This window comes from Streptomyces sp. NBC_01283 (assembly GCF_041435335.1).
Taxonomy (GTDB): Bacteria; Actinomycetota; Actinomycetes; order Streptomycetales; family Streptomycetaceae; genus Streptomyces.
This window is the reverse complement of sequence record NZ_CP108430.1, coordinates 748219-774696: the sequence shown is the minus strand read 5'-3', so window position 1 is coordinate 774696 and position 26478 is coordinate 748219. Positions and strand designations below refer to the sequence as shown.

Below are 26478 nucleotides of genomic sequence, written 5' to 3'. Positions count from 1 at the left end.
CCGCCGGACGCGAGTGTGCGACGGAACTCGGCGAAGACGACGGGCCGTGACTCCGGCGGTGTGTCACGCGGGTCCGGTTGGTCGCAGCCACAGGGCCGACAGTGGTGGAAGTGTCACGGTGATGGATGCGGCGAAGCCGCGGTCGGGGTGGGGATCCCGCCGACGGGGGCTGTCGTTTCCGATTCCGCCGCCGCCGTAGCGCGAAGCGTCGGTGTTGAGGATCTCCTCCCAGGCTCCGCCCGCCTCGGGGGGTACGCCCAGCCGGTAGTCGTGGCGGACCACCGGTGAGAAGTTGAAGACGGCCAGCAGCGGGCTGCCGTCGGAAGCGTGGCGGAGGAAGGCGAAGACATTGTCCTCGGCGGCGTCGGCGGTGACCCAGGTGAAGCCGGACGGGGAGGTGTCCTCCTCCCACAGGGACGGTGTCGTGACGTAGTGGTGGTTCAGATCGGCCACGAGATGCTGGATCGCGCGGTGTTCCAGGTGTGCCGGATGGTTCTCTTCGAGCACCCACCACTGAGGCCCTTCGAGCTCCGACCATTCGGCGCCCTGCGCGAACTCCTGGCCCATGAAGAGGAGTTGTTTGCCGGGGTGGGACCACATGTAGGCCAGGTAGGCGCGGTGGTTGGCGCGCTGCTGCCACCAGTCGCCCGGCATCTTGTCGACCAACGCCCGCTTTCCGTGCACGACTTCGTCGTGGGAGAGCGGCAGGACATAGTTCTCGCTGTAGGCATACACCATCGAGAACGTCATCTCGTCGTGGTGGTACTTGCGGTGCACGGGCTCGTGGGCGATGTAGGCCAGGGAGTCATGGGACCAGCCCATGTTCCACTTGAGCCCGAACCCCAGGCCTCCGAGTCCGGCCGCCGCGGGCTGGTCCGTGGGCCGGGTGACCCCGTCCCACGCGGTGGACTCCTCGGCGATGGTGACGACGCCGGGGCAGCGGCGATAGACCGTCGCGTTCATCTCCTGCAGGAAGGCCACCGCGTCCAGGTTCTCGCGTCCGCCGTGGGCGTTGGGCGACCAGCCCCCCTCCTCGCGCGAGTAGTCGAGGTAGAGCATGGAGGCGACGGCGTCGACGCGCAGGCCGTCGATGTGAAACTCCTGGCACCAGTAAGTGGCGTTCGCGACAAGGAAGTTACGGACTTCCTTGCGGCCGTAGTCGAAGACGAGAGTGCCCCAGTCGGGGTGCTCGGCCTGCCGCTGATCCTGCGGCTCGTAGAGGGGCCGCCCGTCGAACGAGGCCAGCGCCCATGCGTCGCGCGGGAAGTGACCGGGGACCCAGTCCAGGAGTACGCCGATCCCGGCCTGGTGCAGCGTGTCGACCAGGTGCTTGAAGTCGTCGGGAGATCCGAAGCGTGCGGTGGGGGCGTAGAAGCCGGTGACCTGATAACCCCAGGAGCCGCCGAAGGGGTGCTCGGCGACCGGCATCAGCTCGACGTGCGTGAACCCCAGCTCCAGTACGTAGTCGGTCAGTTCCTTCGCCAGCTCGCGGTAGGTGGATCCCGGTCTCCACGAGCCGAGGTGAACCTCGTACACGGACATGGGCGCCGCATGGACCGGACGGTCGGCCCGGTGTTCCATCCAGTGGGCATCGCCCCACTCATGGTGGCTGCGCGTCACGACGGAAGCCGTCGCCGGAGGGGTCTGTGTGTGGCGTGCCATCGGGTCCGCGCGCTGCGTACGGGAGCCGTCGCCCCGGGTGATCTCGAACTTGTACATCGCCCCTTCGCCCAGGCCGGGCACGAAGAGCTCCCACACGCCCGACGACCCGAGGGACCGCATGGGCAGTGCGGTTCCGTCCCAGTGACAGAAGTCCCCGCAGACCCGTACACCGGCCGCGTTCGGGGCCCACACGGCGAATCGTGTGCCCTGGACCCCTTGGTGCTCACCTGCGTGCGCGCCGAGCGCCGTCCAGAGTTCCTCGTGGCGGCCCTCGGAGATGAGATGCAGATCCAGCTCGCCCAGGGTGGGAAGGAAGCGGTAGGGGTCCTCCACCTCCATGACGGCCTGGGGATAGTGCACGCGCAGCCGGTAGGGCGCGGGTGCGCCGGCCGGAATGCCGCCCGATGCCCGAATGCCGCCCGATGCCGGAATGCCACCCGAGAACAGGCCGTCTCCTTCGTCGTGCAGCTCCCACGTGCAGCCGTCCGTCACCGCGGACACCGCCTGCGCGCCTGGACGCAGGCAGCGCAGGTGTACGCCGTGCGGCACGGGGTGCGCTCCGAGGACGGCGTGCGGATCGTGATGCGCGCCGCGCAACAACCGGTCCCGGTCGGCGGCGGCCAGCGGGGGCACCGCGCACGCGCCGCGGACGGCGGTGGCGGCGGGGGACACGTCGGTGACGGCCATGGATGCTGCTCCTCGAACCGGGCGTCCGGTCATTGGTGAGCGGTCAGCTGTGGGGGGCTTGGGAGGTGAGTGGTGGGGGTGGGTCAGTGGTGGGCGGTCAGTCGTGGCGGGCAAGACGTGCGACGGCCCGCAGGGGGACGGTGATCCAGTCGGGGCGGTGCGTCGACTCGTAGAGAACCTCGTAGACGGCCCGGTCGGCCTCGTGCGCGTGCAGCAGCACCGGGATGTCCTGCGGGTCGAAGAGGCCCGTCGCGCCGTACCCGTCGCAGAAGGCCGTCCGGCAGCGTGCGGCCCACTCCGGCCGCGCCCCCTTCTCGACATGGGCGGCGTAGTCGAAGGAGCGCAGCATGCCCGCGATGTCATGGATCGGGGAGCGGTCGGCACGCCGTTCCGTCAGGGGTTTGGCGGGCTCGCCCTCGAAGTCGACGACATGCCACTGGCCGTCGGCTTGCAGTACCTGACCCAGATGGAGATCGCCGTGGATGCGCTGCAGGTGCAGGCCGCCGTCGGCCGTGGCGAGCCTGATGAAGACTTCACGCAGGCCCGGTACGTGCGAGCGCAGGGCCGGCACGGTGGCCGCCGCCTGCAGCAGCCGATGTGTCATCTGGTCGGCCAGGCGCGTGTGGTGGTCCGCGGCGGGCTCGCCCACGGGGAACGATTCGGCGAGCGCCACATGCAACTCGCCCGTCAGCGCACCCAGTTCCCGTGCCTGGTCGGAGAAGTCCCCCTGGGCGAGCGCCGACTGGAGGGCCAGGGTCCAGCCATCGGTCGCTCGCGGCAGGAAGCGCTGCACGACGCCCAACGTGCCCCAGAACGGCTGGGTGGTGTGGAACCAGGCGACGGGCGCCGGCACGCGGGTGTACCCGTGCCGGGCGAGCACCCCCGGAATCTCCAGGTCGGGGTTGATGCCGGGCTGGACGCGGCGGAACAGCTTCAGGATGACCTCGTCGCCGTACACGATGGACGTGTTCGACTGCTCGACGTCCAGGACGTGCGGCATGAGACCCGCCGGGACGGCGGAGCGGGGGTACGACTCGAAGCGGAGCGCGCCCATCACGCCACCACGCCGTATCCGGTCGAGGAGCAGGATCGTCGCCCGGGGGTCGTACAGCGCGTCGTAGACCAGGAGGTCCTGGCCGCGGGAGCCTTCCATCCGGCCCAGCAGACGCTCGCCCAGGCGGGGCGGCAGATCGGGGACGGCGCCCAGGAGCAGTTGGTAACAGGCGGCGTCCTGCGGGAGACCGCTCTGTTCGACCCGTACGAGCAGGTGGAAGATGTCGGGGGCCAGCTCCGTCGCGGCCGTCACGGAGACGCCGGTGACGGCACGCTCCCGGTGGGCGAACCATCGTTGCCGTGGCAGCCAGCGGCTCAACAGGGCCGCCAGCGTCGGGCTGGCGATGGGGTGAGGCTGGGTGTCGTGCGACAGCAGCAGAGGCGAAGACATGACGTCACGTCCGATCACTTGGTAATGCGCACGGTCCGACGAGGCTCGCTTTCGCAGAGTCGGAACCAGTACGAGCCGTGTCCGGCGAGGGTGAGGAGGTAGGGAAGTTCGCCGATGGCGGGAAAGCGCACTCCGCCCATGAGTTCGACGGGGTTGCGGCCGTCGTAGGCCCGGAGGTCGAGCTCGGTGGGCTGGGCGAAGCGGGAGAAGTTGTGCACGCACAGGACCAGGTCGTCCTTGTACTCGCGCAGGAAGGCGAGGACGGAGGCGTTCGAGGAGGCGAGCTCGATGTATGAGCCGAGTCCGAAGGCGGGGTTCTGTTTGCGGATCTCGATCATCCGGCGGGTCCAGTGCAGCAATGAGGAGGGGGAGGACATGGAGGCTTCGACGTTGGTGACCTGGTAGCCGTAGACCGGGTCCATGATCGTGGGGAGGTAGAGGCGTCCGGGGTCGCAGGAGGAGAAGCCGGCGTTGCGGTCGGGGGTCCACTGCATGGGGGTGCGGACGGCGTCGCGGTCGCCGAGCCAGATGTTGTCGCCCATGCCGATCTCGTCGCCGTAGTAGAGGATCGGTGAGCCGGGCAGGGAGAGGAGCAGGGCGGTGAAGAGTTCGATCTGGTTGCGGTCGTTGTCCAGGAGGGGGGCCAGGCGGCGGCGGATGCCGATGTTGGCGCGCATGCGGGGGTCTTTGGCGTATTCCGCGTACATGTAGTCGCGTTCTTCGTCGGTGACCATTTCGAGGGTGAGCTCGTCGTGGTTGCGCAGGAAGATGCCCCATTGGCAGCCGGAGGGGATGGCGGGGGTCTTGGCGAGGATTTCGGAGACGGGGTAGCGCGATTCGCGGCGTACGGCCATGAAGATGCGGGGCATGACGGGGAAGTGGAAGGCCATGTGGCATTCGTCGCCGCCGTCTTTGAAGTCGCCGAAGTAGTCGACGACGTCTTCGGGCCATTGGTTGGCCTCGGCGAGGAGCACGGTGTCGGGGTAGTGGGCGTCGATTTCGGCGCGGACGCGTTTGAGCAGGGCGTGGGAGCGGGGGAGGTTTTCGCAGTTGGTGCCCTCTTCGGCGAAGAGGTAGGGCACGGCGTCCAGGCGGAAGCCGTCGATGCCCAGGTCGAGCCAGAAGCGCAGGGCGGAGATGATCTCTTCCTGGACGGCCGGGTTCTCGTAGTTGAGGTCGGGCTGGTGGGAGAAGAAGCGGTGCCAGAAGTACTGTTTGCGCACCGGGTCGAAGGTCCAGTTGGAGGCTTCGGTGTCGACGAAGATGATGCGCGCGTCCTGGTACTGCTTGTCGTCGTCGGCCCAGACGTAGTAGTCGCCGTAGGGGCCTTCGGGGTCGCTGCGGGACTGCTGGAACCACGGGTGCTGATCACTGGTGTGGTTCATCACGAAGTCGATGATCACGCGCATGCCCCGCTGATGCGCCGCATCGATGAATTCGACGAAATCCCCCAGATCGCCGAACTCGGGCAGCACGGCGATGTAATTGGCCACGTCGTAACCGCCGTCGCGCAGTGGTGACGTGAAGAACGGCGGCAGCCACAGACAGTCCACGCCCAGCCACTGCAGATAGTCCAGCTTGGCGGTGGCCCCCTTGAGGTCACCGATGCCGTCGCCGTCACTGTCGTGGAAGGAGCGGACCAGGACCTCGTAGAAGACGGCGCGCTTGAACCACTCGGGGTCTCGGTCCTTGGCGGGCGCGTCCTCGAACAGATCGGACACCGGCTCGTTGATGGTCATGCATCCTCCGTTGCCGCAGAGCTGGGGCGCGTGCTTCTTGCTCGGCCTCGACTTACTCGGCCTCGACCGCGCATACGTGCGCGGGGGAGACGCCCGGCGTCAGACGTACGAAATTGGACTCGCCCCACGTGTAGGTCGCGTCGCCCAGTTCGTCGTGCACGCGGAAGGTGGAGCCGGGCGCGAGGTTCAGACGGGTGAGGTCGAGGCGCACGGTCGCCTCCTGGGTGCGGTGCGGGTCGAGGTTCACGACCACCAGCACCGTGTCGCCGGGCTCATGACGGCTGTACGCGATCACCTGGTCGTTGTCCACGGGGTGGAAGTGCACGTTGCGCAGCCGGTGCAGCGCCGGATGGCGTCGGCGTATCGCGTTGAGCGTGGTGATCAGCGGCGAGATGGTGCGTTCCGCACGCTCCGCCGATTCCCAGTCGCGAGACCGCAGTTGGTACTTCTCGGAGTCCAGGTAGTCTTCGCTGCCGGGCTTGAGGGGCGTGTCCTCGCAGAGTTCGTAGCCGCTGTAGAGACCCCATGCCGGGGAGAGGGTCGCGGCGAGTACCGCGCGCAGTTCGAAGGCCGGGCGTCCGCCGTGCTGGAGGAACTCGGGCAGGATGTCGGGGGTGTTGACGAAGAAGTTCGGCCGCATGTAGGCGGCTGATTCCCCGGTCAACTCCTGTACGTATGCCGTGAGTTCGGGCTTGGTGTTGCGCCAGGTGAAGTAGGTGTAGGACTGCTGGAAGCCGATCGCGGCGAGGGTGCGCATCATGGCGGGGCGGGTGAAGGCCTCCGCCAGGAAGATGACGTCGGGGTCGGTGCGGTTGATGTCGGCGAGGACCTGTTCCCAGAAGGTGACCGGTTTGGTGTGCGGGTTGTCGACGCGGAAGATACGCACGCCGTGGTCCATCCAGAACCGCAGCAGGCGTACGGTCTCGGTGATCAGACCCGGCATGTCGCGGTCGAAGGCCAGGGGGTAGATGTCCTGGTACTTCTTGGGCGGGTTCTCCGCGTAGGCGATGCTGCCGTCGGCGCGGTGCTGGAACCACTCGGGGTGCTTGTCGACCCAGGGGTGGTCCGGCGAGCACTGCAGGGCGAAGTCCAGGGCGACTTCCAGGTGCAGGTCGGCGGCGCGGCGCACGAAGGCGTCGAAGTCCTCCAGGGTGCCCAGGTCGGGGTGGATGGCGTCGTGGCCGCCCTCGGGGGAGCCGATGGCCCAGGGCACGCCCACGTCGTGCGGGCCGGGGGACAGGGAGTTGTTGGGGCCCTTGCGGAAGGTGGTTCCGATGGGGTGGACCGGCGGCAGGTAGACCACGTCGAAGCCCATCGCGGCGATAGCCGGGAGCCGTTCGGCGGCGGTGCGGAAGGTGCCCGAGCGCGGGGGCTCGCCCTCCCGGACGACGGCACCTTCCGAACGCGGGAAGAACTCGTACCACGACCCGAACAACGCCCGCTCCCGCTCCACCAGCAGCGGCAACGGAGCGCTCTCGGTGCGGCGTTCACGCAGGGGATGGGCCGACAGGAGTGCGCGTACGTCCGGTGCCGTGGCCGCCGCGAGGCGGTCCAGCGGGGTGCGGGTGTCGTCGCGCAGCAGGCCGAGCGCCGTGCGCAGGGTGGAGCGCGCCGCGTCGTCGGGCGCCTGGTCGACGGCCCGCTCAAAGAGCAGGATCCCGTCCTCCAGGGTGACCCCGGTGTCCACGTCGGCGTGCACCTTGATCACCGCGTCGCGCTGCCAGACGGCCATCGGATCGGTCCACGCCTCGACGGTGAACGTCCAGCGGCCGATCGCGTCCGGGGTCACGTCGGCGGCCCATCGGTCCGTACCCGGTGCCACTTCCCGCATGGTCCGGCGCCGGGTGGTGCGGCCGTCGGGCGCGTACAGGACCGCCTCGGCGCCGACCACGCCGGAGCCTTCGACGAAGACGAGGGCCGTGACCTCGACGGCCTCGCCGACGACTGCCTTCGCCGGGCGCAGGCCACCGTGGACACAGGGCCGCACATCCTCGATGGGGATGCGGACGTGACTGGGGTCCACCGACATGCTGTCCACCTCCGGGGTCGTCCGGTGCGTTGTTCGTCTCTGCTGCGTTCCTTGGGGCTTCGCTTCCCGCCTCAGTCGCTCCCGGGCGGGGCCGGGCGGCGGGCGGAATCGGGGCGGGCCGACGCGGGGAGCGGGCCGCGTTCCGCGGCCTCGGCCGCCTCACGCCCGCAGCGCCGGCTCGTCACCGCGCACAGGGCGGCCACGGCGTCCTGGAACCCCGCGCGCACCGCGGCGTCGCTGGGGGAGGCGAGGAAGCGGCGCTGCCACGCGCGATACCTCTCCAGTTGCCGACCGACGTCATCTGTGGCGCGCTCCGCCCGCATCGCACTCGACCTCCTGGACCTCCACGACGGTGAGCCCTGGCGGGCTCTCGGGCCGTTCACGGAGGGGGAGCGAACCATCACAGCGGGTTTGCTCACTCCCTCATGGTGCGAGGTGAAGCGCGCTCCGTCCTGTTGAACGCAGAGCGCTCGGCCGATCACTCTCGTGTTGCACGAATGGAGTAGAGGGGTGAAGCTGAATGCTGACTCTCAAGCGATCACTGCTCACGCTCTGTGCGTACGGCGACTCCGTCGAAGCGTCCGAGCGCGAGCTCCGCGGTGAGGAGCAAGAACGATGAAGCACCACGCAGCGCCCCGCTACTACCACCTCGACGTGGACCTGGTGCCGGAGCGCGTCGGTCAGGTCCGGCGCATCCTGGCCGCCCATCTGAGGTACTGGGGGCTGGAACAGCATGTGCCGGACGTGTCGCGGGGGATCGGTCTCCTGCTGGAACCGGCGGCGCGGAACACCTCCGCGGGGCGGACCGCGATCGAGACCTGGTGGACCGGACACCATCTGATCACCGCGGTCTCGCACGACGATCCGGCCGTCGCGGCCGCGCACGGCGTCGAGTCGCACTCCCTGGCCGAGATCGCGGCGCTCAGTGACGGGTGGGGCAGCTGCACCGCCGCCGACCAGCACATCGTCTGGTTCTCGCTGCGCAGCCGCAGGCAGCTTCGCGAACCCCTGGTTCCCAAGGGCCCGGCGCCCAGCACGATCGAGGCGCTTTCCCTGCCCCGCTCCGCTCCGCGGCCGGTCGCCGTGGGCGCCCCGGAGCGGACGGCGCCCCTGGAGGTCGCAAGCCCCGCCTGACCGGACCGTGTCTGCCGGGTGCGCGCCGGAGAGGCGCGCACCCGCCGCATGCCCGAAGGTCGGACCGGGGGACGACGACGGGAGATCTTGTGCGCGTGTGGACCGGCCGGCCCTTCCCGCTTGGCGCCACCTACGACGGTGACGGGACGAACTTCGCCCTGTTCAGCGAGGTGGCCGAGCAGGTCGACCTCATCCTGCTCGACGCGGACGGGGCCGAGCGGACCGCGACGCTGACGGAGGCCGACGGCTCGGTGTGGCACGGCTACCTGCCGGACGTCGGCCCGGGCCAACGCTACAGATATCGCGTCCACGGCCCCTGGATGCCCGCCGCCGGTCACCGCTGCGACCCGGCGAAGTTCCTCCTCGATCCCTACGCCAGGGCCGTCCACGACCTTCGCGACGACGCCGGGCCGGATGCCCTGTGCGGTGTCGTCGTCGATCCGGAGTTCGACTGGACCGGGGACAGCCCGCCCTCGCACGCCTACGCCGACTCCGTCATCTACGAGACGCACGTACGCGGACTGAGCCGCACCCACCCCGGCGTCCGCGAAGAACTCCGCGGCACCTACGCGGGCCTGGCCGCACCGGCCGTCCTCGACCACCTGACTTCTCTGGGGGTCACCGCGGTCGAGCTGATGCCGGTGCACCAGTACGTCCAGGACGGCTTCCTGCTCGACAAGGGACTGTCCAACTACTGGGGCTACAACACGATCGGATTCTTCGCCCCGCACCACGCGTACGCGGCCCACGGGACGCTCGGCCAGCAGGTCACCGAGTTCAAGTCCATGGTGAAGGCCCTGCACGCGGCCGGCCTCGAAGTGATCCTCGACGTGGTCTACAACCACACGGCGGAGGGCAACGAGAACGGTCCGACCCTCTCCTTCCGCGGCATCGACAACGCGTCGTACTACCGGCTGTCCGACGACGACTTCAGTCGCTACTACGACACCACGGGGACGGGCAACAGCCTGCTGATGCGTCACCCCAACGTCCTTCAGCTGCTCATGGATTCACTGCGCTACTGGGTCACCGAATGCCATGTCGACGGATTCCGCTTCGACCTGGCCGCCACCCTCGCCCGGCAGTTCCACGAGGTGGACCGGCTCTCGGCCTTCTTCGACCTCATCCAGCAGGACCCGGTGATCAGCCGCGTCAAGCTCATCGCCGAGCCGTGGGACCTGGGTGACGGCGGCTACCAGGTGGGCAACTTCCCGCCGCTGTGGTCCGAGTGGAACGGGAAGTACCGCGACTGTGTCAGGGACTTCTGGCGCGGGGGCGACCGGACCCTCGCGGAGTTCGCCTCACGCCTGACGGGATCCGCCGACCTCTACCAGCGCGACCGGCGCCGCCCGCGCGCCAGCGTCAACTTCATCACCGCCCACGACGGATTCACCCTGCGCGACCTCGTCTCGTACGACGCCAAGCACAACGAGGCCAACGGCGAGGGAAACCGGGACGGCGAGAGCAACAACCGCTCCTGGAACTGCGGCACGGAAGGCCCCACCCGCAACCCCGAGGTGCGCGCCCTGCGCGCACGACAGCAGCGCAACTTCCTCGCGACGCTGATGCTCTCCCAGGGCATCCCGATGCTCGGCCACGGGGACGAACTGGGCCGCACCCAGCTCGGCAACAACAACGCCTACTGCCAGGACAACGAGACCGCGTGGATCGACTGGGACCTCGACGAGGAACGCGAGGACCTGCTGGACTTCACCCGCCGGGTGGTGGCGCTGCGCACCGCACACCCGATCCTGCGCCGCCGCCGCTTCTTCCGGGGCGACACCGTCACCCACCAGGGGCAGCCGCTGCCCGACCTGGTCTGGCTGCGCCCCGACGCCGCCGAGATGACGACGGCGGACTGGGACCGGCCCGACGCGCACGCGGTCGCCGTCTTCCTCAACGGCGACGCCATCGCGGAACCGGACCGCGTCGGCCGGGCCGTCGTCGACGATTCCTTCCTCGTGCTGTTCAACTGCTACTGGGAGCCGATGGAGTTCCGGCTCCCCGACACCGCGTACGGAGCGTGCTGGACGACCCTGCTCGACACGTACGAAACCGGCGGCCCGCCGGACGAGACGGAGCACAAGGCCGACACCACCCTCAGCGTCGGCCCGCGGTCCCTGGTCGTCCTCTCCCGGCCCTCGGATCGGCCCTCGGAGCAGCCCTCGGACCGGCTTTCGGACCAGTGACAGGGCGGGTCATCGCTGGTCCAGGTCCACCTTGAGCTCGTCCGTCTCCGTCCAGAAGCCCTCGTCGGCGTCCTGCAGCCGGGACGCGGCGTGCTTCATGTGACGGCGCACGGCGCTGCGGGCCGCCTCCGCGTCGCCCGACTCGACGGCCGCCAGGATCGCGTGGTGCTCCACCCGCACCGCCTCGATGAAGTCGTCGCGCCGCGCCTCGTTCGCCCGCGTGACGCGGATGCCGCCGCGCATGACCTCGCCCAGGTACCGCACCGTCGAGACCATCACCGCGTTCCCGGTCGACTCGGCGATCGACTGATGGAAGGCCAGGTCCTCGTCGACCCCGTCACCGCCGTCCGCCACCGCCTTGTCGATCGCGGCCAGCGACTGGCGCATCCGGGCGACGTCGTCCGGCGTGGCCCTGACGGCCGCCAGTGATGCCGCCTCGCCCTCCATGGCGCGGCGGACCTCCACGATCTGCAGCACCTTGGACTTGGTGCCGGATGCCTCGGCCTCCAGGTCCAGCGGCCGGGTGCGCCGGGGCATGACGAACACGCCCCGGCCCTGGCGCGGTTCGACGAGCCCGGCGTTGCGCAGCCGGGAGACGGCCTCGCGGATCACGGTGCGACTGACGCCGAGCTGCTTGACCAACTCGACCTCGGTCGGCAGCTTGTCGCCCTCGGCAAGACGCCCGGACTCGATCTCCTCCGAGAGGATCGCGGCGACCCGGTCCGCGAGCCGAATGGGGCCACTCACCTTGGAGAACATGCTCGTCAGTCTATCCGTCGGGCCCCGATCGCCCCGGCCGCGGGCAGGTCCGCGGACCTCACGGCTTCGGGGTGGTCCTCGACGTACGCCCGCACGACCGACTCGAAGCTCTCGTCGGGCCGCAGGCCGAGCGCCGTGGCGCGCGCGTTGTCGAAGGCGGCGGGCCAGGAGCCGACGATGGCCTCGACGGCGGGGTCGGGCGAGAGCGTCACGCGGTCGGCGACGGCGTCACCGGCCACCCGGCGCAGCGTGTCCAGCATCTCGGCGACCGTGACCGTCAGCGCCGGAAGATTGACCGGAAGCCCGCCCTCCAGCTCACCGGGGCCACTGCCGCGCCCGGCCTCGGCGATACGCAGGATGCCTTCGACGGTGCGCCGCGGCGAGGCCAGGGCGACCCGCAGGTCGGGGCTGACCGGGCAGATGGCGGGCAGCCCCGCGAGGGGCTCGCGGATGATGCCGGACAGGAAGCCGGATGCGGCGGCGTTCGGCTTGCCCGGCCGCACCGTCACGGTCATCAGGCGCGCCACGCGTCCGTCGACGAAGCCCCGCCGGGTGTACTCGGCGACGAGCTGCTCGCAGATGCGCTTCTGCGTGCCGTAGCTGGACTGCGGTGTGGGCAGCGTCGACTCGCTCACCACGGGCGGCAGCGGCAGCGCGGGGTCGGAGCCGTAGACCGCGACGCTGCTGGAGAACACCACCCGGGGCGTCGGGCCGCCGGCGGCCGACTGTGCGCGGGCGGCGTCCAGCAGCGCGCGGGTGGTGTCCAGGTTGGCGCTCATGCCGAGTTCGAAGTCGGCCTCGCACTCGGACGAGACGGCTGAGGCCAGGTGGATCAAGATGTCCACGGGCTGCGCGAAGATCTCGTCGAGGCGCTCGCTCAGGTCGCCCTGGATGACGTCCACCAGGGGATCGGAGGCCACCGTCGCCTCGGCGGGCACGAACCGGTCGGCGAGTACCAGGCGGTCGATGGGCGCCCTGCACAGGGTGCGCCGCGCCAGCAGGGCGTCGGCGACCTGCCGTCCCAGGAAGCCGAAGCCACCGGTGATGACGATCCTCATGCGTGTTCTCCTCGGTAGTTCTTGAGCCAGCCGAGCCCCTCGCTCGTACCGGCCCGGGGGTGGTACTCGCAGCCGATCCACCCGTCGAAGCCCAGCTCGTCGACGACGTCGAACAGGTGGCGGACGTCGAGTTCGCCCCGGTCGGGCTCGTGGCGGTCGGGCACGCCGGCAATCTGCAGATGGGCGACGCGGCCGGTGGGCAGGTCGCGGCGCAGTGTCGTGGTGAGGTCGCCCTCCACGATCTGGCAGTGGTACAGGTCGAGTTGGACCTTGAGGTTCGGGGCGCCCACCTCCTGGACTACAGCGTGCGCCTCGGCCTGCCGGTGCAGGAAGTAGCCCGGCATGTCACGTCCGTTGATCGGCTCGATCAGGAGGTCGACGCCCACGGCGGCGGCCCGCTCGGCGGCCCAGGCGAGGTTGGCGAGGTAGGTGGCGCGGTGCGCGGCCCGCTGATCGGGCGTGCTCCGCTGCGGCAGGAGACCGGCCATCACGTGCACCTGGCCGCAGCCGAGCACCGCGGCGTACTCCAGCGCCCGCTCGATCCCGGAGCGGAGCTCGCCCTCGCGGCCGGGGAGCGAGGCGATGCCCCGCTCCCCGGACTCCCAGGCGCCGGGCGGCGCGTTGAAAAGCACCTGGCGAAGGCCGTGGTCATCGAGCCGGCGGCGCAGCTCGGCGGCGTCGTACGCGTAGGGGAAGAGGTACTCCACGGCCTCGAAGCCGTCCGCTGACGCCGCGGCGAAGCGGTCGGGGAAGTCGTGCTCGGTGTACATCATGGACAGGTTCGCGGCGAACCTCGGCATGCTTGCTCCTGTGGTGGGGCCGGGACCGTGACCGGACCCGGTCAGCGGTTGACGACTTCCTTCTTGGTGGTCAGCACGGCGACCGCGCCGATCACCAGGCTCAGGGCGAGGACGTACATCGGTATGGAGGTCGATCCGGTGGCGTCCTTGAGCCCGCCGATCATGTACGGGCTGACGAAGCCGGCCAGGTTGCCCACCGAGTTGATCAGGGCGAGCCCGGCCGCCGCCGCGGTGCCGCCGAGGAACGCGGTGGGCAACGACCAGAACAGCGGGGCACAGGTGAGCACACCGGCCGCCGCGAAGGACAGGGCGATCAGGGACAGCACCGTCGATCCGCTCCAGCCGGCGGCCAGGGAGAAGCCGAGTGCGCCCATGAGGCTGGGGACGACCAGGTGCCAGCGGCGCTCGCGGCGCTTGTCCGCGGAGCGCCCGAACAGGTTCATCGCGACCAGCGCGGCCAGGAACGGCACGGCGCTGAGCACACCGATCGTCAAGTTGTCGTCGATGCCGGTGGACTTGACGAAGGTGGGCATCCAGAAGGTCAGGGCGTACTGACCCATCACGAAGCAGAAGTAGATCAGGCACATCAGCCACACCTTGGGGTCGCGGAAGCCGTCCCACACGCGGCCGTGCTTCTGGTGCGCGGTGTCCTTGGCGATCGCCGCCTCGACGATGTCCTTCTCCTCCTCGGAGAGCCACGTGGCGCTGCGCACCCCATTGTCGAGGTAGAACACCGTCGCGACACCGATGAGGAGCGCCGGAATCGCTTCCAGCATGAACATCCACTGCCAGCCGTGCCATCCGCTGACCCCGTCGAAGCTGTCCATGATCCAGCCGGAGAGCGGGTTGCCGAAGATGCCCGCGACGGGGATCGCCGACATGAACATCGCGATGACGCGGGCCCGGCGGTGGGAGGGGAACCAGTAGGTGCAGTAGAGGATCACCCCCGGGTAGAAGCCGGCCTCCGCCGCGCCCAGGAGGAAGCGGAGCACGTAGAACGCCGTCTCGTTCGTGACGAAGGAGAACGCGCCCGAGACCAGCCCCCACGTGATCATGATCCGGGCGATCCAGGTGCGCGCGCCCACGCGCTGCAGCATCAGGTTCGAGGGCACCTCGAAGATGAAGTAGCCGATGAAGAACAGACCGGCGCCGAGGCCGTACGCCGCCTCGCTCAGCCCGAGGTCCTCGGACATCTGCAGCTTCGCGAAGCCGACGTTGACGCGGTCCAGGTAGGAGAAGACGTAACAGAGGATCAGGAAGGGGACGATACGGAGAACGACCTTGCGGAACACGGCGTTCTCACGGGCGAGATCGGGGGTCTCGGCCGTCGCGGTGGGCGTGGGCATGCGGAATCCTTACTGCGGCTCAGGGGATTCTCCGACGGAGGGCGCGCGGTGCGGTGTGCGGCGCTGCGCGCGGTGCGGTGCGCGGTCACCAAGAGGCGCCGAGCACGGACCTCAGTTCGTCGAGAGCGGGGGAGGGGAGCGGCTCGGGGCGACGGTCGGTCAGGAGCCAGAGGCGCGCCGTCTCCTCGAGTTCTTCGAGGACGGCGAGAGCGGACGCGGCGTCGGGGCCCCAGACCACCGGGCCAAGACGGTCGAGCAGCACGGCCCTGATCGGCGTGCGTGCCGCCGCACGATCAGCGATATGGCCGGTCACCAGGTCGGCCACGCGCGGATCGCCGGGCCGGTGGTAGGGGATGAGCGGGACGTGCCCGACCTTCATGACGTAGTACGGCGTGAGGGGCGGAAGCACGTCGTCCTGGCTCCACACGCCGGCCAGGGTGAGCGCGACGAGATGCGTGGAGTGGGTGTGGACGATGAACCGTGCCGTGGGGTCGGCGGCACAGATGCGGCGGTGCAGGGTGAGGGTCTTGCTGGCGCGGTCGCCCGCGATCTGCTCACCGTCGGGATCGACCAGGGCGAGGCGCTCGGGCTCCAGGAAGCCCAGGGCGGCGTCGGTGGGTGTGATCAGGTGGGAGTCGCCGACCCGCGCGCTGATGTTGCCGGCGCTGGCGTGGACGTAGCCCCGGGCGAACAGGCTGGTGCCCACCCGGACGATCTCGGCGCGCGCCGTGTCCACACTGTCTTGGGTGTCCGGGGCAGGGCTCGGGAGCCGGGTCATGCCGTCTCCCGGTCGAGGTGGGCGAAGGACGCGGTGAAGAAGTCGGGGCCGCCGAAGTTGCCGGACTTCAGCGTGATGTGGAGCAGGTCCCCGCCGGGCAGGGCCGCCGCGCACCAGGGCACACCGGGGTCGATCTGCGGCCCGATGCGCAGGCCCGTCAGGCCCAGCGCCTGGACGACCGCGCCCGAGGTCTCGCCACCGGCGACGACCAACTGACGCACACCCAGCTCCACGAGCCCCTGGGCGACACGGGCCAGGGTCCGCTCGACGAGCGCACCGGCCTCGGCGACACCGAGGCGGCCCTGCACGTCCTTGACCGCGCCGGGCGCTTCGGTGGAGTAGACGAGGACAGGCCCCTGGGCCAGATGTGCGGCGGCGAAGGCCAGGGCCTGCCCGGCCACGTCGTCGTCGGCCGCGATCCGCAGCGGATCCACGCTGAACGCGGGCCGGCCGCTGTGCAGGAACTCCCGGACCTGACCGTTTGTGGCGGTGGACACCGACCCGGAGACGATGGCCTGATGGCCGCGGGGGGAGGGCAGTCGGGCGGCGGCGGGGGACGGCTCGAACCCCCAGTTCGCGGGCAGGCCGATCGCCAGGCCGGATCCGGCGGTCACCAGCGGCAGCTCCTTGACCGCCGCACCGAGCCGCAGGAGGTCGTCGTTCGAGACGGCGTCCACGATCGCGGCGCCGACCCCCTCCTTGCGCAGCGTGTCGACGCGCTCCCGGATCGCCCCGGCACCGGCGGCGACCACGGTGTGGTCGATGAGGCCGACCGGACGCGCGGTCTGCGCACCGAGCACGGACACCAGGTTGGAATCCGTCATCGGCGTCAGCGGGTGGTGCCGCATGCCGCTGTCGCCGAGCAGTACGTCGCCGACGAAGAGATGTCCCTTGAAGACGGTGCGCCCGTTGTCGGGGAACGCCGGGGTGGCGACCGTGAAATCGGTGCCGAGCGCGTCCATCAGGGCCTCGGTGACGGGACCGATGTTGCCGGCCTGCGTCGAGTCGAACGTCGAGCAGTACTTGAAGTAGATCTGCTCGGCGCCCGCCGAGCGCAGCCACTCCAGCGCCCGCAGCGAGGCCGCGACCGCCTCGGGCGCCGGGGTGGTGCGCGACTTGAGCGCGATGACGACGGCGTCGGCGTCGACCGGCCCCTCGGTGCCGGCGGGCGGTACGTCGATCAGCTGGACGACGCGCATGCCCGCGCGCACCAGGTTGTTGGCCAGGTCCGTGGCGCCGGTGAAGTCGTCGGCGATGCAGCCGAGCCGGATGGCCATCTCAGACCTCTTCCCGTGCGGGTGCGGGCAGCTCGATCCCCGGGAAGATCTTGATCACCGCGCTGTCGTCCTCGCCGCCCAGACCGGAGGCCGACGCCTGCAGGAACATCTGATGGGCGGTGGCCGCCAGGGGGAGGGGGAACTTCTCCGGCCGGGCCGCGTCGAGCACGAGCCCCAGGTCCTTGACGAAGATGTCGACCGCGGACAGCGGCGTGTAGTCCCCGGCGAGCACGTGCGCCATGCGGTTCTCGAACATCCACGAGTTGCCCGCGCTGTGCGTGATCACTTCATAGAGCGCATCGGCGGGTACGCCCGCCTTGATGCCCAGCGCCATCGCCTCGGCGGCCGCGGCGATGTGCACTCCCGCGAGCAGTTGGTTGACGACCTTGACCTTGGAGCCGATCCCGGCCTCGTCGCCCAGCCGGTACACCGTGCTGCTCATGGCATCCAGCACCGGATCGGCGATCGCGTACGCGGTCGGGGCGCCCGAGGTCATCATGGTGAGCTCGCCCTTCGCCGCCCGTGCGGCACCACCGGAGATGGGAGCGTCCAGGTAGAGCACGCCGCGCTCGGCCAGCCGCCGCTCCAGCTCGGCGGACCAGGCGGGGTCGGCCGTGGAGCACATGACGTAGACGGAACCCGGGTGCAGCCGCTCGGCCGCGCCGCCCTCACCGAACAGCACCGACTCGACCTGTGCCGCGTTGACCACGACGCCGACCAGGACGTCGACGGAGCCCGCGAGTTCACCGGCGGTGGCGAAGGCGGTGCCGCCGTCCGCGGCGAAGGCGGTGGCCACGTCGGGGCGCAGATCATGGACCCCTACGTCGAAGCCCGCGTTCCGCAGGCTGTGCGCCATGCCGAGTCCCATGGCCCCGAGCCCCACCACGCCTACGCGTGGCCGTGCCGGACTGTCCTGGTCGTTCATGCCCGTCCTCGTCTCGCTGTGCCATGCCGTCAGGAGCGCGGCACGGCTCGGAATCCGTGCGGCGGTCGGGTCATATGATGACCTGAGGATGTGGCGTGGCGCACTGTGATGCCGGTCACGCATCGGGGTGTGCCGCTGATCTGTGCCTGGTCCTCAGATCTCTGCCTGGCCCATGCCGGCGAACCACCGGGCCGCGACGGCGGCGACCTCGTCCAACGCTCCGGGCTCCTCGAAGAGATGCGTGGCGTCGGGGATCACGCGCAGCCGGCTCAGGACACGCATCCGGTTGGCCGCTTCCCGGTTGAGTCGCAGTATTTCGGTGTCGCGCCCTCCGACGAGGAGCAGGACCGGGGCGTGCAGATGGCCGAGAACCTCCTCCCCGGCCAGGTCGGGGCGGCCGTCGGGGCAGACCACCGTGTCCACGAGGCCGGGCCTGGCGGCAGCGGCGCCGAGCGCGGCCGCTGCTCCCGTGCTCGCGCAGAACAGGCCGACCGGCAGATCGGAGACGCGGGCGGAGAGCCAGTCGACGGAGGCGATCAGCCGGTGGGTCAGCAGATCGACCTCGCTGTGCCGCCGGCCGGTCGGCCTGCCCCTGGCCGCTTCGTCGGGCGTGAGCAGGTCGATGAGCAGCGTCCCGACTGCGGCGTTGTGGAGCGTGCCGGCCAGGGCCCGGCTGCGGGGGCCGTACAGGGAACTGCCGCTGCCGTGGGCGAGCACCGTGACGCCGAACACCGTGTCCGGCACGGTCAGTTCACCGATGAGTGCCCCCTCGCCGTTGGGCACGGTGACTGTCTCGCACAACATGGGACCTCCGGATTCCGGGGACGAAGTTCGCCGGGTACCCCGCGAGAGTGGCGCTACGCGGCAGCCGTACGGGGCGGGTGTGCGCCCGGGGCGCACGCCGGGCCCGGACCAGGGCCCGGCCCTCGGCCGCGTACCACTGGTGGCCCAGCAGTACGGCCAGCGCGATGCCGACCACGTCCCCGCCGTAGTACATGACGTACGACGCCACACGCAGATCGGCCGCGGCGAAGGAGGTGCCGGGCGGGCCCGTGGCGTAGAGCGACTTGGCGAGGATTCCGTGCGCGGCCGACGCGGCCAGCATGGCTCCGCCGCGCAGCGTGAAACCGGCGCGGTGACGCAGCGGGTCCAGGGCCAGGACGGCGAAGGTGAACAGCAGGCCGGACGCCACGAGATGCACGCTGACCAGCGTGTGCAGCCACGGACGGTGGTGCGCGGCGGCCATGAGCGGCGTGCGGTACACCGCCCAGAGTCCGGCGATGTGCACGAGCGCGGCCACCGGCGGCCACACGAGCAGGGCTGCGGGGCGGGAACGTACGCAGGAGAGAAGCCGCCGCCGCGGCCCCACCGGCAGGGCGCGCAGCGCCAGCGTCACGGGACGGCCGAGCACGAACAGCAGGGGCGCGATCATCCCGATGCCCAGATGGGTGGTCATGTGCCCGGTGAACGGCGGCCACCTGTCCCACGGGGCGGCGAGCGAGGTGATCAGTGCCGCGCCGCCCGCACAGACCGCCGCGTCACGCCGGTGGGGCCAGCGGTCGCCGCGCCGACGCAGCTGCCGGGCCGCCGCCACATAGCCGAGACAGCTCACGGCCACGGCCGGCACGACAACCGTCACCGGCGGGCCCGGAGCAGGAGCAGCACGCCGGTCGCCAGGAACAGCACGGCGATCACGTTCCACGTCCAGTCGTACGGTGCCAGCTCCACGCCGTAGCGGATCTGGTGCAGCTCCAGCGCCTTGTGCTGGAACGTGCCGTCGTAGAGCTGGAAGCCGCCGAGCCCCAGACACAGGCCGGACCACCAGGCGGTGAGGTGCCGGGCGCCGCGGCGCCACAGATCCGCGTACAGGAAGAGGCCCGCGACCATCGCCAGCCAGCCGAAGGCATGGAAGATCCCGTCGGAGACGAGGCCGGCCTCGCTGGACGCCTTGTCGTAGAAGTGGTGCCAGTGCAGCAGTTGGTGGAACACCATCTCGTCGACGAACGCCGCGATACCGACGCCGACCAGTGCCCCGGAGAGGAGGGAGCGCCGCTTCACCGGCGTCACCGGTCCATGGTGCTCGCGTTGCCGCGCATGATGCTGCGTGCGTTGCTGCTCACGAGGATGGAACGTCATCCGGGTCTCCTCGGCGCCGGGGCGGGCATAGGGGCAGGTTGAGCGGGAACGAGGAGCCGAGTACCCGGGAAGCGGAATGGCTGACCGCCACATTTGGGCCAGAGTGCGCCGGGGCGCGCCGCCGGTGAGGTTCAGCCATGCGGATTGTAAATACGACTATTACGGTGAAAGCCCACGAAAGATCGTGAATGGAGCCCTCGTGACGCGTGCCGCCCTGTTCGACGTCGACGGAACGCTCGTCGACACCAACTACCTGCATGTCACGGCCTGGTGGGAGGCCTTCCGGCAGGCCGGTCACCGGGTGCCGATGCGCGCCGTGCACCACGCAATCGGCCTGGGCGGCACCGACCTGATCGAACACGTCCTCGGCGACGACCGCGATCCGGACCAGGACGACGCCATCAGCGCGGCGCACAAGACGCTCTACGGCACCCACTTCGACCGCCTCGAAGCTTTCGAGGACGCGGGACAACTGCTGCGTTCCCTCGCGCGGGAGGGGTGGACCATCGTGCTCGCCACCTCCGCCGGCGGCGCCGAACTCGACGCGCTGCGCGCCGCCGTCGACGCGGACGACGTCATCACCGCGACGGCCAGCGCCGACGACGTCGACGAGGGCAAACCGGCCGCGGAGCCCGTGGCCCACGCGCTGGACCTGGCCGGTGCGAAGGCGCAGGACAGTGTGTTCGTCGGCGACTCGGTCTGGGACATGAAGGCGGCGCGGCGTGCGGGCGTCACGCCCCTGGCCGTGCTCAGCGGCGGCATCCCCCGCGCCGAACTCTCCGGGGCCGGAGCGGCAGAGGTGTACGACGACACCGCCCACCTCCTGTCCTCGCTCGGGAGCAGCGCGTTCGCCGGTCTGGAGAGCCGGGGCTGACCCGCCGGAGGCTGCCGGGCAGGCCGCGGGTGCGACACTTCGGGGCAGGATCGGAGCGACCTCGGGGGCGAGATCGGAGCGCATGATGAAGGCAGCCCGCTTCAGCCGGTTCGGGGGTCCGGAGGTCCTCGAGATCGTGGATCTGCCCGCCCCGCGCCCGGGCCCCGGCGAAGTCCGGATCGCGGTGCGCGCGGCCGGCATCAACCCGAGTGACTGGAAGAAGCGCCAGGGTCTGATGGATCAGGAGCTCCCGCAGACCATGGGCCATGAGGCGGCGGGCGTCGTCGACGAGCTCGGCGCAGGCGTCACGGACGTGGCCGTCGGCGATCGCGTGTTCGGCCTTTCCGCCGACGGAGCCACCCAGGCCGAGCTGGCGGTGCTGCCCTTCTACGCACCGATCCCGCCGTCGCTCGACTTTCCCGGCGCTGCCGCGCTGCCGGCCGCCGTGGAGACGGCCACGCGCGCGCTCGACCGACTCGGCGCCGGGAGCGGCAGCACGCTGCTCGTCAGCGGCGCCTCGGGGAGCGTCGGCAGCGCCGCGGTCCAGCTCGCCGTGGCGCGCGGCGTCCGCGTGATCGGCACGGCAAGTCCGGCGAACCACGCGTACCTGCGCTCCCTGAAGGCCGAGCCCGTGGCCTACGGAGAGGGCCTCGTCGAGCGGGTTCGCGCGCTGACGCCCGACGGCGTCGACCTCGCCCTGGACGTCGCGGGGAGCGGCATCCTGCCCGAGCTCATCGACCTCGCGGGGGCACCGGAGCGCGTCGTGACGCTCGCCGACTTCGCCGGTGCGCGCGAGTACGGGGTGACGTTCAGCCGCGGGGACTCCGGCCGTGCGGTCCACGCGCTCGCAGAGATCGGCGGGCTGATCGAGTCCGGCCGCTTCTCGCTCCCGGTCGCGAAGACCTTCCCGCTCGCCGCCATCGCGGAGGCGCATCGCGTTGGCGAGGACGGCCGGGTGCGCGGAAAGATCGTACTGGTGATCGAATAGGGCGGCCGTCATGACAGGGTGGACGCATGGCAACGACCCGCGCACACGCGTCCGCTCCCGCACCGTGGCCCGACACGGCCTCCGTTCACGGAGATCTCGCCGCGGCCAAGACGCGCGTGTACGACCCCTGCGGGTTCGCCTGCTCGCGACCGGTGCCCGAAGCCGAGAGCGCCGAATACGCCGCCCACGAGTTCACCCTTGAGGGGCGCTCCATCCGGTTCCGTGCGGCCAAGACGACCCCCACCAAGGTCGGTCAGTTCGTCACCGTGTGGAAGAGGTCCCAGGACGGACCCATCCAGCCCTTCGACGTCACGGACCCCGTCGACCTCTTCGTCATCAGCACCCGCGACCACGACCGCTTCGGCCAGTTCGTCTTTCCCGTGGACGCCCTCCGCGAACAGGGAGTCGTATCCGGGGGCGGCTCCGCCGGGAAGCGCGCGTTCCGCGTCTACCCGCCCTGGGTGATCACCACGAACCGCCCGGCCGCCAGGGCGCAGGCCTGGCAGGTGGACTTCTTCCTGCACCTGCCCCCCCAGGACGGTCCCGTCGACCTCGCCCGCGCCCGGCAGCTCTACGGCCCGCAGGACGGGACCGTGTGAGCGGGCTCTGGTGATCAGACCTCAGACGGCCGCGGACCCCTCGTGTTGTGCGGAGGGCGGGACGGCGTATCTCCAAGGTGCCAACTAGGCAGCTGAAGGCGGAGTGCCTCCCCCGTCCGCACCGGAGTCGGGCTGCGGCAGCAGGGGGAACAGCCGGGCGATGAGAGCCACCGGGCGGGCGCCGTCAGGCCGGGCCAGAGGGCGCTGCTCGCGGTCCTGGTAGGGGGCGAGTGCGCGTCGCACGGTGTCCGAGACCCGGCTCATCTCCTCGGGCGTCAGATAGGCGATGGCGCTGAAGGCTTCGTCACGGCGCCATTCGTCCGGGGCCTGGTCGCGCCGGCCGAGCCAGCGCTGCCAGCTCTCGTCCTCCAGCCCTCGCGCCAAGTCCCCGAACTCCTCCACCGCGGGTTCGCCGACGGTGGCATCGTCCTGCCTCAGGCGCCAGGGGCGTGCGCGGCCTCCGTGGTGAGGGGCTTCCTCGATGAGTCCGTGACGTGCGAGCTGCCGGAGGTGGAACGAGCAGAGCCCCGAACTGTGGCCCAGCCGGGCGGCGGCCTCGGTCGCCGTCACGGTGCCGACCTCGGCCAGCAGGGCCATCAGGGCCGTACGGACATCGTGCTCGCGCAGGGCGTCGCCCTGGGTGCCCGGCGTCTGGTCGGCCCTGTCGGGGGAGGGGGTGAGGTCATCTTCAGTCACTTTGCAAAGTCTGCTACTTTGCAAAGGACTTGGCAAGCATTGAACTGAAGGGGGAGACAGCGATGTCTGTTCGTCACGACCTGCCGCCGGAGGCGGAGCGGGGCTCGGTGCGCAGGGTCACGGTGGTGGGCGAGGAGATCCTGGGCCGGCGGTGCCAGGAGGTGACCGAGTTCGGGACCGCGGAACTGTCGGCGCTCATCGACGACATGTTCCTGACGATGTACGTGGCCGACGGTGCCGGGCTCGCCGCCAACCAAGTGGACGTCGACCTGCGGCTGTTCGTCTACGACTGCCCGGACGACGACGGGATCCGGCATGTCGGCCACATCATCAACCCCGTCCTGGAGCTGCCCGGACCGGGCAGCCGCCGACTCGTCGACGCGTCCGAGGGCTGCCTGTCCGTACCCGGTGCGACCATGGCGGTTCCGCGCACCGACCGTGCCGTCGTGCGCGGTCGGGACAAGGACGGCAACCCTCTCGTCATCGAGGGCACGGGCTACTTCGCCCGGTGCCTGCAGCACGAGGCCGATCATCTCGAAGGCCACACCTATCTCTCCCGGCTCTCCAAGCGGGACCGGAAGGACGCCTTGCGGCAGATGGAGGACCGCCGTGAGGACGTCTTCGCCCAACGTGCCGCCAAGGCCGAGAACTTGGGGCGCTGAGGCCTGGGACCGCGGCGGGGGAGTGGATCAGAGAGCGGCGCCGGCGTCGCCGATCGCCTGGTCCAGCATCGACAGGCCGAGGGACAGTTCGTCCTCGGTGGCGGTCAGCGGTGGCGCCATCCGCAGGACCCCGCCCATGTTGGCGAGCTGGACGATGTTCATGTGCAGCCCCAGCTCGAGGCAGCGCCGGGTGACCAGCGCGCCCAGTTCGTTCGAGTGCTGCTTGGTCTCGCGGTCGACGACGAGTTCGACCCCGGCCAGCAGGCCCCGGCCGCGGATGTCGCCGACGACCGAGTGCCGCGAGGCGATGTCGGTGAGGCCCTGGTGGAGGAACGCGCCGAGTGACTGCGCGCGCTCGTCGAGCCTTTCGGCGATCAGGACATCGAGGACGGTGTTGCCGACCGCGGCGACCAACGGGTCGGCGACGTGCGTGGTGAAGAACAGGAACCCGCGCTCGTAGGCCTCCTGCTCGATCTCGGCGCTGGTCACCACGGCGGCCAGGGGCAGCCCCGCACCCAGCGTCTTGGACAGCGTGAGGATGTCGGGCACGACGCCGTCACGCTCGAACGCGTACCAGGTGCCGGTGCGGCACAGGCCCGTCTGGGCCTCGTCGAGGATCAGCAGCATCCCGCGTTCCCGGCACTTGGCCCGCAGGGCCGCGAAGTACCCCGGCGGCGGCTCGATGATGCCGCCGGAACTGAGAATCGGTTCGACGAGGCACGCGGCCAGGCTGCCGGTCGACTGGGCGTCGATCAGGTCGAAGGCGAAGTCCAGCTGACGTCGCCAGTCCAGGGAGCCGTCGTCCGTGGTGAAGTCGGGACGGTAGGCGTTCGGCACGGGGATGGCGAAGTTGCCGGGTGCGCCCGGACCGTAGCCCTTGCGTCCCGCGCTGTACGTGGCGGACGCGGCGGCCTGCGTCATGCCGTGCCAGGACCGCGCGAACGAGACGACCTCGTGCCTGCCGGTGACGAGCTTGGCCATCCGGATGGCGGCCTCGTTGGACTCGGCGCCGGTCGTCAGCAGCAGCGCCTTCTCCAGCGGAGCGGGCAGCGTGTCGGCGAGGCGCCGGGCGAGGTCGACCACCGGGCGGCTGAGCATGCCGCTGAAGAGGTGGTCGAGGCTCGCGACCTGCCGCTGGACGGTCGCGACGATCTCCGGGTGCGAGTGACCCAGGATCGCGCTCATCTGGCCGGAGGTGAAGTCGAGGATCTTCCGGCCGCCCGCGGTGAACACGAAGCTTCCGGCGGCACGTTCGATGATCTCGTGCGTGAACTCGCCGCCGTAGCGCACGAGATGCCTCTCGGCATCGGCCCAGAAGGTTTCGGTGGACGGCAGGGCGGTGGTAGAAGCGGTCATGCAACCGACGGTAGGCGGCGGCCGAGCGACACGTCCATCTCACGATTCCGGCTTTCCTGTTCGGTAGAACCGCACAACAATGGGGGAGTGATGAACCCCTGGAGGCTGCGTCTGCTGAGCCAGCTCGACACGCTGGGCACCGTCCGAGCGGTCGCCCAGGCCGCCAACCTGAGCCCGTCGAGCGTGTCCCAGCAGCTCGCCGTCCTTGAGACCGAGACGCGCACGCAGCTGCTGGAACGGACGGGGCGCCGGGTGCGGCTGACCCCGGCCGGGCTGATCCTCGCGCGCCGGGCGCGGGCGATCCTCGACCACATCAACAGCGTGGAGGCGGAGCTGCGCGGCTTCGGCGAGGAACCGGCCGGCCTTGTGCGCCTCGGGGCGTTCCAGAGCGCGATCCACACCATGGCCGTACCGGCGGTGAGCCGGTTGGCGCGCGAGCATCCGCACCTCGACGTCGAGCTGCTCGAACTGGAGCCGCACGCGAGCATGCCCGCGCTGCGGGGCGGCGACGTGGACATCATCGTCACGACCACGGACTTCGACGAGTTGCCACTGGGTCCGGACCTGGACATCGTGCCGCTGGCCATGGACCCGATCCTCCTGGTGGTCCCGCCCGGACATCCGGCGGCAGGCCGCGGTGCCGTGGACCTCGCGGCGTACGCGGACGAGGCGTGGGCGTTCGACATCCCGCAGTCGTACATGGCCAATCTCGCGCTGCGCCTGTGCCGTCAGTCGGGCTTCGAGCCGCGCGTGGTGTGCCGGTTCAGCAACTACATGATGACCCTGCAGCACGTCGAGGCGGGGCTGTCGATCGCGCTGCTGCCCGGTCTGGCGGTCGACCGCCGCTATCACGTCACGACCAGGGAACTCGCCACCCCCATGACGCGCACCATCACGGCAGCGATCCGCCACGGCTCACCGCCTCGCGCGGCGGTGCGCGCCGTGCTGGAGGCACTGCGCCACCATCCGGAGCTGCCGCTGCCGGGTGCGGACGGGGGCCCGCCCGGGTGAGATCGGGCAGGAGCCCGATTGTCAGTGGTGGCTGGGAGTGTGGGACGTATGGACAGGGATGAGGAGTTGCTGCGCGGCCGGGTGTACGGCCAGGACCATGACGATCCCCGGCGGGGCCCGCAGCCGGGGCGGGATTACGGGCAGCTGGTCGGTGGCCCGCTGGACGGGCTGTTGCTCGACATCACCGGCTGGACCAGGACCGAGAGAGCGACCGGAGTGGCCCTGCCCACGGAGCTCGGGCAGTTCGGTGCGGGCGGGCGGGCGACGTACGACCCACGCCCCGGCGACCGGCGGTGCCGCTGGGACTGGTCCGGCGATACTCCATGACT

25 protein-coding genes are annotated in these 26478 nt (G+C 70.4%); 8 read left to right on the top strand and 17 right to left on the bottom strand.

Annotated elements, in window-relative coordinates; translation table 11 throughout:
- Positions 1-63: 63 nt before the first annotated feature.
- The 5 genes from glgB to OG302_RS03510 form a co-directional block, all read right to left on the bottom strand.
- Complete coding sequence (glgB, locus tag OG302_RS03530) at positions 64-2382, bottom strand: 1,4-alpha-glucan branching protein GlgB (RefSeq protein ID WP_371525320.1); 2319 nt, start codon at positions 2380-2382, stop codon at positions 64-66.
- A 64-nt stretch (positions 2383-2446) separates the two neighbouring features.
- Positions 2447-3793, bottom strand: a complete 1347-nt coding sequence (locus OG302_RS03525) for a maltokinase (RefSeq protein ID WP_371525319.1) — start codon at positions 3791-3793, stop codon at positions 2447-2449.
- Between the two features lie 14 nt (positions 3794-3807).
- Positions 3808-5532: a maltose alpha-D-glucosyltransferase gene (gene treS, locus OG302_RS03520; protein WP_371525318.1), complete on the bottom strand. Its 1725-nt coding sequence runs from the start codon at positions 5530-5532 to the stop codon at positions 3808-3810.
- A gap of 52 nt (positions 5533-5584) precedes the next feature.
- Positions 5585-7561 carry a maltotransferase domain-containing protein gene (locus tag OG302_RS03515; RefSeq protein ID WP_371525317.1) on the bottom strand — a complete coding sequence of 659 codons (1977 nt, stop codon included), beginning with the start codon at positions 7559-7561 and terminating at the stop codon, positions 5585-5587.
- A gap of 71 nt (positions 7562-7632) precedes the next feature.
- The gene (locus tag OG302_RS03510) at positions 7633-7884 is read right to left on the bottom strand and encodes a DUF5133 domain-containing protein (protein ID WP_371525316.1); all 252 of its coding nucleotides are present in this window, start codon (positions 7882-7884) and stop codon (positions 7633-7635) included.
- A 292-nt stretch (positions 7885-8176) separates the two neighbouring features.
- Here OG302_RS03510 and OG302_RS03505 point away from each other — a divergent pair, with 292 nt between their 5' ends.
- Together OG302_RS03505 and glgX are read left to right on the top strand one after the other, a co-directional pair.
- A complete protein-coding gene (locus tag OG302_RS03505; protein WP_371525315.1) occupies positions 8177-8695 on the top strand; it encodes a pep a2 in 519 nt (172 codons plus the stop codon).
- Positions 8696-8784: 89 nt separating this feature from the next.
- Positions 8785-10884: a glycogen debranching protein GlgX gene (glgX, locus tag OG302_RS03500; protein WP_371525314.1), complete on the top strand. Its 2100-nt coding sequence runs from the start codon at positions 8785-8787 to the stop codon at positions 10882-10884.
- 9 nt (positions 10885-10893) lie between these two features.
- Here glgX and OG302_RS03495 read toward each other — a convergent pair whose 3' ends face one another.
- The 10 genes from OG302_RS03495 to OG302_RS03450 all read right to left on the bottom strand — a co-directional run bounded on the left by OG302_RS03495 (position 10894) and on the right by OG302_RS03450 (position 19894).
- A complete protein-coding gene (locus OG302_RS03495) occupies positions 10894-11643 on the bottom strand; it encodes a FadR/GntR family transcriptional regulator (protein WP_371525313.1) in 750 nt (249 codons plus the stop codon).
- A 5-nt stretch (positions 11644-11648) separates the two neighbouring features.
- Positions 11649-12701 carry a D-erythronate dehydrogenase gene (gene denD, locus OG302_RS03490; protein ID WP_371525312.1) on the bottom strand — a complete coding sequence of 351 codons (1053 nt, stop codon included), beginning with the start codon at positions 12699-12701 and terminating at the stop codon, positions 11649-11651.
- The gene (gene otnI, locus OG302_RS03485; protein WP_371525311.1) at positions 12698-13501 is read right to left on the bottom strand and encodes a 2-oxo-tetronate isomerase; all 804 of its coding nucleotides are present in this window, start codon (positions 13499-13501) and stop codon (positions 12698-12700) included. Before otnI ends, denD begins: the two co-directional genes overlap by 4 nt.
- 41 nt (positions 13502-13542) lie before the next feature.
- Positions 13543-14847, bottom strand: a complete 1305-nt coding sequence (locus OG302_RS03480; RefSeq protein ID WP_371525310.1) for an MFS transporter — start codon at positions 14845-14847, stop codon at positions 13543-13545.
- An 85-nt stretch (positions 14848-14932) separates the two neighbouring features.
- Positions 14933-15625 carry an aldolase gene (locus OG302_RS03475; RefSeq protein ID WP_371525309.1) on the bottom strand — a complete coding sequence of 231 codons (693 nt, stop codon included), beginning with the start codon at positions 15623-15625 and terminating at the stop codon, positions 14933-14935.
- Positions 15622-16902, bottom strand: coding sequence for a 3-oxo-tetronate kinase (gene otnK, locus OG302_RS03470; RefSeq protein ID WP_371525308.1), 1281 nt, complete (start codon positions 16900-16902; stop codon positions 15622-15624). The genes OG302_RS03475 and otnK overlap by 4 nt, the downstream gene beginning before the upstream one ends.
- Before the next feature lies 1 nt (position 16903).
- Positions 16904-17827: an L-threonate dehydrogenase gene (gene ltnD, locus OG302_RS03465; RefSeq protein ID WP_371525307.1), complete on the bottom strand. Its 924-nt coding sequence runs from the start codon at positions 17825-17827 to the stop codon at positions 16904-16906.
- 153 nt (positions 17828-17980) lie between these two features.
- On the bottom strand, positions 17981-18631 hold the full coding sequence (locus OG302_RS03460) for a dienelactone hydrolase family protein (protein ID WP_371525306.1): 651 nt from the start codon (positions 18629-18631) through the stop codon (positions 17981-17983).
- The gene (locus OG302_RS03455) at positions 18579-19445 is read right to left on the bottom strand and encodes a cytochrome c oxidase assembly protein (protein WP_371525305.1); all 867 of its coding nucleotides are present in this window, start codon (positions 19443-19445) and stop codon (positions 18579-18581) included. The genes OG302_RS03460 and OG302_RS03455 overlap by 53 nt, the downstream gene beginning before the upstream one ends.
- A gap of 17 nt (positions 19446-19462) precedes the next feature.
- Positions 19463-19894 (bottom strand): DUF2243 domain-containing protein, encoded by a 432-nt coding sequence (locus OG302_RS03450; RefSeq protein WP_371525304.1) that lies wholly within the window; start codon positions 19892-19894, stop codon positions 19463-19465.
- Positions 19895-20162: 268 nt separating this feature from the next.
- Between OG302_RS03450 and OG302_RS03445 the strand changes: the two genes are divergently transcribed.
- The 3 genes from OG302_RS03445 to OG302_RS03435 all read left to right on the top strand — a co-directional run bounded on the left by OG302_RS03445 (position 20163) and on the right by OG302_RS03435 (position 22424).
- The gene (locus OG302_RS03445; protein ID WP_371525303.1) at positions 20163-20837 is read left to right on the top strand and encodes an HAD family hydrolase; all 675 of its coding nucleotides are present in this window, start codon (positions 20163-20165) and stop codon (positions 20835-20837) included.
- A gap of 85 nt (positions 20838-20922) precedes the next feature.
- Complete coding sequence (locus OG302_RS03440) at positions 20923-21825, top strand: NADP-dependent oxidoreductase (protein WP_371750006.1); 903 nt, start codon at positions 20923-20925, stop codon at positions 21823-21825.
- A 26-nt stretch (positions 21826-21851) separates the two neighbouring features.
- On the top strand, positions 21852-22424 hold the full coding sequence (locus OG302_RS03435) for a MepB family protein (RefSeq protein ID WP_371525302.1): 573 nt from the start codon (positions 21852-21854) through the stop codon (positions 22422-22424).
- Positions 22425-22508: 84 nt separating this feature from the next.
- Here the strand turns inward: OG302_RS03435 and OG302_RS03430 are convergent, their stop codons facing one another.
- Positions 22509-23120 carry a helix-turn-helix domain-containing protein gene (locus OG302_RS03430; protein ID WP_371525301.1) on the bottom strand — a complete coding sequence of 204 codons (612 nt, stop codon included), beginning with the start codon at positions 23118-23120 and terminating at the stop codon, positions 22509-22511.
- Positions 23121-23182: 62 nt separating this feature from the next.
- On the opposite strand from OG302_RS03430, the gene def reads away from it, so the two are divergent.
- Positions 23183-23782 (top strand): peptide deformylase, encoded by a 600-nt coding sequence (gene def, locus OG302_RS03425; RefSeq protein WP_371525300.1) that lies wholly within the window; start codon positions 23183-23185, stop codon positions 23780-23782.
- A 27-nt stretch (positions 23783-23809) separates the two neighbouring features.
- Here the strand turns inward: def and OG302_RS03420 are convergent, their stop codons facing one another.
- The gene (locus OG302_RS03420) at positions 23810-25138 is read right to left on the bottom strand and encodes an aspartate aminotransferase family protein (RefSeq protein ID WP_371525299.1); all 1329 of its coding nucleotides are present in this window, start codon (positions 25136-25138) and stop codon (positions 23810-23812) included.
- Between the two features lie 90 nt (positions 25139-25228).
- Between OG302_RS03420 and OG302_RS03415 the strand changes: the two genes are divergently transcribed.
- Both OG302_RS03415 and OG302_RS03410 read left to right on the top strand, forming a co-directional pair.
- A complete protein-coding gene (locus OG302_RS03415) occupies positions 25229-26149 on the top strand; it encodes a LysR family transcriptional regulator (protein ID WP_371525298.1) in 921 nt (306 codons plus the stop codon).
- 48 nt (positions 26150-26197) lie between these two features.
- Complete coding sequence (locus tag OG302_RS03410) at positions 26198-26476, top strand: hypothetical protein (protein WP_371525297.1); 279 nt, start codon at positions 26198-26200, stop codon at positions 26474-26476.
- Positions 26477-26478 lie beyond the last annotated feature (2 nt).